At 41.9% G+C, this 9,621-nt stretch carries 9 protein-coding genes and 1 pseudogene; 5 read left to right on the forward strand and 5 right to left on the reverse strand.

What is annotated here, in order from left to right:
• The first annotated feature begins 1 nt into the window (after position 1).
• The 3 genes from dapE to LGZ98_RS13015 are packed head-to-tail and all read left to right on the forward strand — an operon-like array spanning position 2 to position 1,991.
• Positions 2 to 1,129 carry a succinyl-diaminopimelate desuccinylase gene (gene dapE / locus LGZ98_RS13005; RefSeq protein ID WP_113041033.1) on the forward strand — a complete coding sequence of 376 codons (1,128 nt, stop codon included), beginning with the start codon at positions 2 to 4 and terminating at the stop codon, positions 1,127 to 1,129.
• The gene (locus LGZ98_RS13010; protein ID WP_113041034.1) at positions 1,126 to 1,815 is read left to right on the forward strand and encodes a M15 family metallopeptidase; all 690 of its coding nucleotides are present in this window, start codon (positions 1,126 to 1,128) and stop codon (positions 1,813 to 1,815) included. Before dapE ends, LGZ98_RS13010 begins: the two co-directional genes overlap by 4 nt.
• Entirely contained in the window at positions 1,803 to 1,991 is a 189-nt protein-coding gene (locus LGZ98_RS13015; RefSeq protein ID WP_112877663.1) for a YpfN family protein, read from the forward strand. The genes LGZ98_RS13010 and LGZ98_RS13015 overlap by 13 nt, the downstream gene beginning before the upstream one ends.
• On the opposite strand, the gene LGZ98_RS13020 is transcribed toward LGZ98_RS13015, so the two are convergent.
• The 5 genes and pseudogenes from LGZ98_RS13020 to LGZ98_RS13040 all read right to left on the reverse strand — a co-directional run bounded on the left by LGZ98_RS13020 (position 1,942) and on the right by LGZ98_RS13040 (position 7,735).
• Positions 1,942 to 3,990 carry a tRNA(Met) cytidine acetyltransferase TmcA gene (locus LGZ98_RS13020; protein WP_113041035.1) on the reverse strand — a complete coding sequence of 683 codons (2,049 nt, stop codon included), beginning with the start codon at positions 3,988 to 3,990 and terminating at the stop codon, positions 1,942 to 1,944. The genes LGZ98_RS13015 and LGZ98_RS13020 overlap by 50 nt on opposite strands.
• 5 nt (positions 3,991 to 3,995) lie before the next feature.
• Positions 3,996 to 4,448, reverse strand: coding sequence for a DUF441 domain-containing protein (locus tag LGZ98_RS13025; RefSeq protein ID WP_113041036.1), 453 nt, complete (start codon positions 4,446 to 4,448; stop codon positions 3,996 to 3,998).
• Between the two features lie 168 nt (positions 4,449 to 4,616).
• Positions 4,617 to 5,387, reverse strand: coding sequence for a 2,3-dihydro-2,3-dihydroxybenzoate dehydrogenase (gene dhbA / locus LGZ98_RS13030; protein ID WP_262978158.1), 771 nt, complete (start codon positions 5,385 to 5,387; stop codon positions 4,617 to 4,619).
• Between the two features lie 70 nt (positions 5,388 to 5,457).
• A pseudogene (locus LGZ98_RS13035) lies at positions 5,458 to 6,078 on the reverse strand (isochorismatase family protein); the annotation flags it as partial.
• A 22-nt stretch (positions 6,079 to 6,100) separates the two neighbouring features.
• Complete coding sequence (locus LGZ98_RS13040; RefSeq protein WP_113041039.1) at positions 6,101 to 7,735, reverse strand: (2,3-dihydroxybenzoyl)adenylate synthase; 1,635 nt, start codon at positions 7,733 to 7,735, stop codon at positions 6,101 to 6,103.
• A gap of 253 nt (positions 7,736 to 7,988) precedes the next feature.
• Between LGZ98_RS13040 and LGZ98_RS13045 the strand changes: the two genes are divergently transcribed.
• Both LGZ98_RS13045 and LGZ98_RS13050 read left to right on the forward strand, forming a co-directional pair.
• Complete coding sequence (locus LGZ98_RS13045; protein WP_113041040.1) at positions 7,989 to 9,053, forward strand: radical SAM protein; 1,065 nt, start codon at positions 7,989 to 7,991, stop codon at positions 9,051 to 9,053.
• A gap of 75 nt (positions 9,054 to 9,128) precedes the next feature.
• Positions 9,129 to 9,251 (forward strand): hypothetical protein, encoded by a 123-nt coding sequence (locus LGZ98_RS13050; protein WP_262405103.1) that lies wholly within the window; start codon positions 9,129 to 9,131, stop codon positions 9,249 to 9,251.
• Positions 9,252 to 9,621: the final 370 nt, after the last annotated feature.

Below are 9,621 nucleotides of genomic sequence, written 5' to 3' on the forward strand. Positions count from 1 at the left end.
AATGACTTGCCCTGTAATTGAACTTGCACAACAACTCATCAGACAACCCTCTATCAGCCCGGACGATAAAGGTTGCCAAAATATTATGATCGCTCATTTGCAAGCAATTGGCTTTACCATTGAACGGATGCCCTTTGGCGATACAAACAATTTTTGGGCTTATCGCGGCATAGGCCCGACATTAGCCTTTGCCGGACACACTGATGTCGTCCCTGCGGGCGATGAATCTCAGTGGGAATATCCCCCATTTGAGCCAACTATCCGTAATGGCATGCTATATGGCCGGGGTGCGGCAGATATGAAAGGCTCATTAGCTGCCATGATTGTCGCGGCTGAACGTTTCGTTGCCGCCTATCCCAACCATAATGGACGTCTGGCCTTTCTTATTACTTCAGACGAGGAAGCGAAAGCCACCCACGGCACCATTAAAGTGGTTGAAGCCTTGATGTCCCGCAATGAACGTTTGGATTATTGCCTGATAGGTGAACCTTCTAGCCAGCATCGTCTTGGCGATATGGTGAAAAACGGCCGTCGAGGTTCCCTTACTGCTAATCTCACTGTTCACGGTATTCAAGGCCACGTTGCCTATCCGCATTTAGCTGATAACCCAATCCACCGTCTCCTTCCTGCTTTACAGACATTGGTCAATACACATTGGGATAAAGGGAATGAATTTTTCCCGGCGACCAGTATGCAAATTGCCAATATCCACGCGGGAACAGGCAGTCATAACGTGATCCCTGGGAATGTGCAAGTTCAATTCAATTTCCGTTTCAGTACAGAACTGACTGACAGCCAAATCCGTGAACAGGTTGAAACTATCCTCAAAAATCACAATCTCAATTACACGATTGAGTGGATACTAGCTGGTCAGCCTTTCCTAACAGCCAAAGGTGAGTTAGTCAATGCCGTCATCCAGGCAATAGACCAATATTGCGGCTATCAACCTGAATTATCTACCAGTGGTGGTACATCCGATGGGCGATTTATTGCTCCGATGGGTGCTCAAGTTGTCGAACTGGGGCCACTTAACTCAACAATTCATAAAGTTAATGAGTCCGTTAGCGCCGCCGATCTGCAACAACTCAGCCGGATTTATCAACGTGTTATGGAGCAATTAATCCAGTGATCACAGCAAATATGTTAACCGGCCTGGCTACTGGCCACTTGATTTCTCTCTTTGGCAATCATCGATTACAACCAGAAGCCGCCAATGCTTTTCTTTCCATGCAACAAGCCGCTGAAAAGGCCGGAATGAATCTGCAACCGGCCAGCACGTTCCGTGATTTTCAACGTCAGCAAGCTATCTGGAATGGAAAATTCCGGGGTGAACGCCCTGTGTTGGATAAAAACAGCCAACCCATGGATATCACCCAATTATCAGAAGGAGAACGCTGTAAGGCAATTCTTCGTTGGTCCGCCCTGCCCGGTGCCAGCCGTCATCATTGGGGAACAGATTTGGATATCTATGATCCAACGATGCTACCGGATAACCAGACGTTATTACTCGAACCTTGGGAATATGAAAATGGTGGTTATTTCGCACCGTTAACTCATTGGTTGACCGAGAATATGGCTCATTTCGGTTTTTACCGTCCTTTTGTCGGTAACCGTGGCAGTGTCGCTGATGAACCGTGGCATATCAGCTACCAACCATTAGCCAAGCAATTGGAAAAATTGCTGACTCAGCAGATGTTACTGGATGTATGGCAACAGCATGACATCGCCGGCATTGACTGGTTATCGACTAACTTACCTTATCTATTTGAAAATTACCTCCATGTTGCGCAGGAGACAACCTCATGCAATGGTTAGCTGATTACTGGTGGATTATTTTAGTTTTATTGGTTGGCGTTCTTCTCAATGCAATTAAAGAGTTACGCCGACTGGATGTTAAAAAATTTCTGGACAATAAACCGGAACTGCCTCCTCATCGGGATCTTAATAGCAAGTGGGATGATGAAGATGATTGGCCCCAGAAAAAGCCGTAGTCCACTCTTGCCAATCTTTGGCAAGTTTCTTATCGAAACTTGACAACGCCTGTGCGGTTTCTTGCCGCCAGAGTCGCATTAATGCCTTATATCCACTCAACTTCAATACGGTGATGCATTGCTCAACACTCATTTCTTGCTGGAGATGATTTCTCAGCGCAATCAACGGCAAATCACTGTTCAGCAACAATCGTTGCAAGGCCGGTAATGAAGCAGAAAATGGTCGGTGAGCAAATGCAAAACCTGACAGTTCCTGCCAATCATGCTGATTGAGATGATGGTCAGTTTGGTAATCAACAGGCAAGCTAAATCCAATCTGCGATTCCAGCCAATGTGCATCACGGGCAAGCTGTTGCTGAGCTTGAATCCCCAGCACAATCCCTTGTTCACTCAGGGGAAAAATAGCCATTGCCGTATAACAACCGCTGCTGGCTTCTAAATGAGTTCCTATTCGCACTAATTGGAAGCCACATTTTTGCCATAATGCCCAAAGCTCCGCGGTATAACCAAAGCTAACAGAAATAAAATCCACCCCCTGTTTTTCTGCCCTTTCCCGTTGATACGCGATCATTCCCTGAGCAATACCTTGCCTGCGATGATTAGCCTGTACAGCAACCCTGCTGATCCGTTGAGATTTCAAAACCGCCGCCTGTGGTAAACCGCTATGGGCAGCTAACGATTGAGCAACCAAATTTCCTCTTGGACGACGCCTGCCTGCCCATATTTCATGAGCTAACTCAAGCGCCAATCCACCCTCTTCAACCATCCACAAAGCCCCCATTAAGGCATTATTTCCAAGAGCCGCAACAAATTGCATGCCTTTGGCATCAAGTAAACGCCGTAAATCCAGAGGTGAAGTTTTGTAGTGAGCGCTGGTCAATATGCCGTAAAACTGCCTCAGCAATTCAGGTTGTTTAATCCATTGTTGCTGATGACAAACGTGATAACTAATAGCCTTATCAGAATTGTTGACAGGAATTGCATCCTCAAACAGTAACGCTTTTTCCAACCAGTTTTCCAGCGGATCATTTTCCGCCCAACGCACAGGAGCCGTCAGGTTTAGAATATGACTATCAGGGATTCCAACACAAAATTTAAGTAAAAATCCGCGTCCTGTACCTTCATATCCCTGCACAGTTGTGGTCAACAATATTCGGGGAAAATAGCTGATCAACTCAGATAATTGAGGCATTGGAATAGCAGCGGCTTCATCGATAAGCAACCAATCAATATCTGACACGTTATTTTGTCTACAATATTTCAGCAAATTATCTACGGCCCAGAATTTTCCCCTTTCCCCCGCATAATATCTGATAACTTCGGTTGCCGCTTTTGCTGGTGCAGTTAACCAGCAATTTCCTTGCCATTGCTGCATTAACATACCTGCAAGTGTCGATTTACCTCGCCCTCTTGGCGCAGTAATGACCCATACCCCCTGATTTGCCCACAAAAGTCGAGTCAAAATGGCATGCTGGCTGGCTGTTGGGTTGCCATCAGGCAGTTGCCACGCACTATATTGTGGAAATTCAGGGATACATAAGGGATCATGTTGCCGCCATAGCAAAACTTGGGGATCGCTAACAATTTGCTGCTGAATATGCTGAACAAAATGCGGTGTTGGAATAGCATCTAACTGTTCGTTCCAACGTGCGCTATCCTTATCTGGTTGATAACGCCATTGGTACCAAGATGGAACCATCATCACCAACCAACTTCCCGCTTTCAATGTGCCTGCCAATATCGCCAGTGCTTCCGCATTAAAACCTGCGGTAGCGTCAAATATTCCATGCAGATATTCCTGACCTAATAAACTGGCCGCCTTTTCTGGCAGCACAGCGTGCTGTTTACGATAAGAGATCCATAACCAATCACCCATAAATCTTTGCTGTAATTCATTAGCCTGTAAATAGCACCAATGATCATCTCCACTCAACACCAGCAAACGACGTAACCCTTGCTGCTGCATTTCCGTCTGTATCACACTCAGTTCCGGCAACATAACGGCTATGATTTACCAATCAATAATGACAAAATCCCCGCTGCAATCAGCGGCCCCACAGGAACACCTTTAAACAGGGCAACACCCAATACCGTCCCCACCAGCAAACCCGCAACTGTCGATGGCTGATTAGACATGAGTGAAATACCCCGGCTACCCAACCATGACACTAATACACCTATCACTATCGCGAGTAACGATTTCCAACTCATAAACGAGTTGAGGACAGCTTGTACCGTAATTTTTCCACTGGCGATAGGAGCCATTACTCCCACGGTCAAAATAAGTACACCGATAGTCAACCCATATTTTTCCACCCACGGGAAAAAATGATTCAGTGGCGTTATACGGATAACCAGCAAGAGCAGCATTGCAAGAGTGACAGTCATGTTGTGGCTGATGATACCCAGTGCGGCCAACACTAGCAGCACCAGTAAAGTAGGATCGAGATGACTCATAGATTTCAATACCCTATACCCGTTATCTTTCAAGTTGCTTCTTTGTTGGCTGCACTCCCTTGCCGCCGCGATGCATCTTGAAATCCATAGGGTATTAATCCTATTAGGCTAGGGCAATTTTTCCTTATGTTACAAAAATGACAGGTATTTTCGTATTAATTCAAACAATTAACAAGCTAACGTCGCACCACCATCGACCACAATATCCTGTAGCGTTATATGGCTTGCCAAATCAGAAGACAAGAAAAGTACGGTGTGTGAAATTTCATTAACATTTGCAATCTTACCGAGGGGAATACCTAATTTATATTGCTCAGGATACCCGTTAATCATATTTTTTTCATCATCATCAGTTTTCCACATGGAACGCTGCATAGGGGTATCTGTCGAACCCGGCGATACAACATTACAACGTACACCAAACGGCGCGAGTTCTAGCCCAACACAATGCGTTAAACTTGTCAGTGCTGATTTTGATGCACAATAAGCCGCCATTTGCATACGTGGAACACGTGCCGCATTAGAGCTGACGCTGATAATAGTGCCACTGCGCTGACGTTTAAAATGGGGAATCACTGTGCGAAATAGATAAAAAGCCCCAGAAGCATTAACATTAATACAACGATGCCAGTCACTAATATTTAGCTCATCAATATTTCCCAATTGCAATATACCGGCAGCATTAACCAGAATATCTAATTTGGCTGAGATAAACAGTTGTTGGGAACAAATCATTTCGACCTTTTCTGGATCACTGATATCGAGTTGTATACATTGATAAGGCAAATTATCTTGCTCAAAGATGCGATCGAAACCTATTACGTTAGCGCCAAGCGCAGTAAAATCACGGGCAATTTGTTCGCCAATGCCACGTGCCGCCCCGGTTACCCAGATGGTTTTATGGCTAAAATCCATTTGTAAATTTTGTTTATTTTTCATATTATTTGTTCTTTAATGGCGATTTATTATGCATTTTTTATAAATTCGATTTATCGAAATTTACTGATGAAATTATTTCTTTCGTGCCCATAACCATTCCTGATTTTTCAGCAACATATTTTAAAGCCATGAGGTGATCTTCAAGTGTAAAATCCGCTATCGCATCACCCACTAAAAAAGGCTTTATATCTCTCATGAATGCGTCAACCGCAGTAATCATACAACCAATATGTCCATACACCCCGCAAATAATTAATTGATCCCGACCTAAGTCTTTTATATTTTTTTCTAACGAAGAGCGTTGAAATGCACTATAACGACACTTAACTATTACAATATCATCATTATTAGGGGCCAACGCACGGCTAATATTCTGTAAATGGGGTGATCTATTCAAGCCAGCCCCCCATATATCATTAAGTAATGCACGCTCTTCATCACTTTGTACTTTAGGTTGTGCTGTATATATAATGGGAATCTCTTTTTCTTTACAAAACATTCTCAACAAATGGATATTTTCAATTAATTTATTGATTAGAGGGCTATTATCACCGAAAAACTGCAAGAAATAATCCTGCATATCATGAATAAGTAAAATTGCCCTATGGGGTTCGAATAACCAAGATGCTTTATTGCTTGGAAAATCTTTTGGCTGAGGTAGTATATAATTTTTCAATGATGGAATGGTCATTTTAATACCTTCATGTCATTAATTAACTTTCTAATTTGTCTCGAATGATTTCTCTTAATAATAATTTATCAATCTTTCCGACTGGTGTAACAGGCATAACATCAATAATCTCGAAACGATCAGGCAATTTATATTCAGCAATCCCCATTCCCCTTAAATATTTCCTCAGTTGCAACGTGTTTATATTCGGATCAGCCACCACAATAAAAGCACAACTTTTTTCTCCCATCAGAGGATCAGGCATCGAAACCAAAGCGCTATGGATAACACCTTCATGTTTGAGTAACAAAGATTCAATTTCTTCCGAAGCAATTTTTTCACCACCGCGATTAATTTGATCTTTCTCACGTCCGACAATACACACATAACCCTCTTTCGTCATATAGGCTAAATCACCGGAATAATAAAAACCTTCTTTATCAAACACCTTCGCATTGTGCTCTGGACTTTTATAATATCCCCGGAATGTATATGGCCCACGAATGATTAACATACCCGCCGAACCTGGCGCTTGGATATTGCCTTGATCATCAACGATACGTATCTCATCATCTTCACTCATTGGGCACCCCTGAGTGGTAAATATACGTTCATCATCGTCATTAAGCCGGGTATAACATACCAACCCTTCGGCCATACCAAAGATCTGTTGCAACTTACATGAAAAAAGTTTCGGTATCACTCGCGCCACACTTTCACTTAACTTTGCTCCACCGACTTGTAATAGCCGAAGACTTTCTAGTGAATATTCGTATTTCCTCATTGTCTGAATCCATAACGCAACAGCCGATGGCACCAGTGAGGTCATTGTTACTTTATGTTCACGTATGAGTGGAAAGCAGGTCGTAGGCCCAGGATCTGTTGCTAATATGACACAACCACCCGCATAAAATACGCCAAGCGCCCCCGGAGAACTCAATGGATAATTATGTTGCGCCGGCAAAGCACAAAGATAACGGGTCTGTTGTGTCAACTCACAAATTTCAACACTGCGTCTCACACTATAATAGTAATCGTCATGCGTCCTTGGAATTAATTTAGGTGTCCCAGTGCTCCCACCTGAAAGTTGAAAAAAAGCGACTTCATCTGAACGTGTCGTCTCAAAATTCAAAGGTAAATTTATTGGCTCTAACCACGGCTTTAATTCATTGGTATATAATTCATTAGTATATTGTATTTTGCGACCATCAATGACGATATTCCTTAACCGTGGACAATGTGTCTTTAATTGCTCCAGGAAATCATTATTCTGTAAAAGTGAATGCTCTGACGAAAGTACAATCAGACTTGGATCAATTTGTTGCGCATAAGCAAGTAACTCTAATTTATTATGGCTAAATAATGCATTAATAGGTACTACCCCCATTTTCAGTAGCGCAAAAAATGTAATATAAAATTCAGCTATATTTGGCAATTGTACGATAGCAGTATCACCTCTCTTTATTCCCGCTAACATTAAATTTATGGCTAATGCAGATGATTGTTGATCAAGTTGATGATAACTAAATTTACGGTCACCACAGATAATTGCTATTGCTTCAGGTTGTCTCTGACATTGTTTATAAAGTATGTCAGTTAAGGGTTTACCAAGCCAATACCCCTTTTCACGATAATGTTCTGCTAATTCAACCGGCCAGGGTGTAAATTCAATAGACATGATTTTATTCCTTACAATAATATTCAATACCTTGAAAAATCGTCGATTACTGTTTATACCTATTTACTTTATCCTCAACCAGAAATATTTCTAACCCTATTTTGTGAGCTGCTTCTAAATAAATTCATTTCGTAACAAATCATACCTAGTGCAAGCGCTCAAAATACAAATTTAATTACCTAATATATTGCAAAATAAAATCATATTGCTAATAGTTAGTAACGTACAACCTTTAATCCAACAAGGGTAAATTATGTCATGCTTTCCTCCTGGATATTGGGAAAAATATCCGAACACCGCCACCGTAATCACAACATATACTTGCAATGCTGCTTGCAAAGAATGTTGTTTTGAATGTAACCCCTCGGTAAAAGCGCGTTTAAGCCTGGATGAAATTAAACAATTTATTGCACACTCAAAAGCTAATTTTCCAGGGCTAAAGTTAGTTGTTTTCAGTGGTGGGGAGTGTTTCCTGCTAGGTAAAGATCTGATTGAAGCCATTCGCTTTGCCTCAGATCACGGCTTATTAACTCGTTGCGTGACTAACGGTTATTGGGGAAAAAATAGAGAAAAGGCGCAAAAAATCGCCCAAGACTTAATAGATGCTGGCATCACAGAGATGAACATCAGTACAGGGAAAGATCACAGTGAATGGATTCCCCTTGACAGCGTAGTGACCGCGGCAGAAGCATTGGCCGAACAAAATATCACAACACTGATTACAGTAGAACAGGATACCTTTGATTCCGCCATTGCAACGCAAATCACCCAGAATCCTGTTATTAAGCGACTGAAAGAAAAAAACAAAATTAACTTACAGCGAAATACCTGGATGCCGTTCTATGACACCAGCGAAGAACGAAAAGATGTTCCAAACCGGGATCAGCAACTGGCAAAAGGGTGCGATCAAGTCTTTGAAAATATTGTACTGACACCACACGGTGAAATTTCCGCTTGCTGTGGGCTGACATTAGAGCATATCCCCGAAATGAAACTTGGCCGTTTGCAAGGAGGCGATGTATCTCAGATTTTTAAAGGTCAGGAAGAAGACTTTATGAAAGTCTGGTTAAGAACTGAGGGGCCATACAAGATCCTAAAAAAATATCGCCCACAGAATAGCAGCATTGATCTAGAAAAAATCGTTCATCCTTGCCAAGCTTGTGCTCATTTGCATAAAGACGAAAAGACACGCCGGAATCTGTTAGATAATTATCACAAAGAAATTATTCCGGTAATAAAGAAATTTAACGCTAAAGAACGGCTGGATCTCATCTACTACTCAGCAGAAAAAAATGCCATTAATTTAACTGAGGAATGAAAAATATATACCCTATGGATTTCAAGATGGATCGCGACGGCAAGGGAGCGAATCCTCGGGAGCATAGATAACGATGTGACCGGGGTGAGCGAGTGCAGCCAACAAAGAGGCAGCTTGAAAGATGACGGGTATAGTGGTAATCAAGGAAAGGAAATACTTTATTCTTCTTTAGGAATATTTTTACTTGTTATTTTGTGATCGGACTCTAAATAAGGGTATTTTGTCGCAAGACATATTTAGTCTAAACGCTCAAAATATAAATTTAATCAACTAATCTATTGCAAAATGTCACCATCCAGCTAATAGTTAGTACCGTCTAACCTTTAATCGAACAGAGGATAAATTATTCTACACCCTATGGATTTCAAGATGGATCGCGACGGCAAGGGAGTGAATCCAACAAAGAGGCAACTTGAAAGATGGCGGGTATATGTTTTCCCATTGAGTATTAGATGCCATACCCAAATACTGTTATGGTCATCACAATATATACTTACAATTAATATCGCAGGCAAGAAATATCAGTTAGATAATTATTTCATGAAATTATCTCAGTAATGAAGAAGCT

The sequence above is a fragment of the Photorhabdus kayaii genome (assembly GCF_025384895.1).
In the GTDB taxonomy this organism is placed as follows: Bacteria; Pseudomonadota; Gammaproteobacteria; order Enterobacterales; family Enterobacteriaceae; genus Photorhabdus; species Photorhabdus kayaii.

What these genes read in the sequence shown, in the direction of transcription:
- LGZ98_RS13045 (WP_113041040.1), top strand. Translation starts at nt 7,989, where the DNA reads ATGTCATGCTTTCCTCCTGGATATTGGGAAAAATATCCGAACACCGCC.
- dhbA (WP_262978158.1), bottom strand. Translation starts at nt 5,387, where the DNA reads ATGAAAAATAAACAAAATTTACAAATGGATTTTAGCCATAAAACCATC.
- dapE (WP_113041033.1), top strand. Translation starts at nt 2, where the DNA reads ATGACTTGCCCTGTAATTGAACTTGCACAACAACTCATCAGACAACCC.
- LGZ98_RS13025 (WP_113041036.1), bottom strand. Translation starts at nt 4,448, where the DNA reads ATGAGTCATCTCGATCCTACTTTACTGGTGCTGCTAGTGTTGGCCGCA.
- LGZ98_RS13015 (WP_112877663.1), top strand. Translation starts at nt 1,803, where the DNA reads ATGCAATGGTTAGCTGATTACTGGTGGATTATTTTAGTTTTATTGGTT.
- LGZ98_RS13040 (WP_113041039.1), bottom strand. Translation starts at nt 7,735, where the DNA reads ATGTCTATTGAATTTACACCCTGGCCGGTTGAATTAGCAGAACATTAT.
- LGZ98_RS13020 (WP_113041035.1), bottom strand. Translation starts at nt 3,990, where the DNA reads ATGTTGCCGGAACTGAGTGTGATACAGACGGAAATGCAGCAGCAAGGG.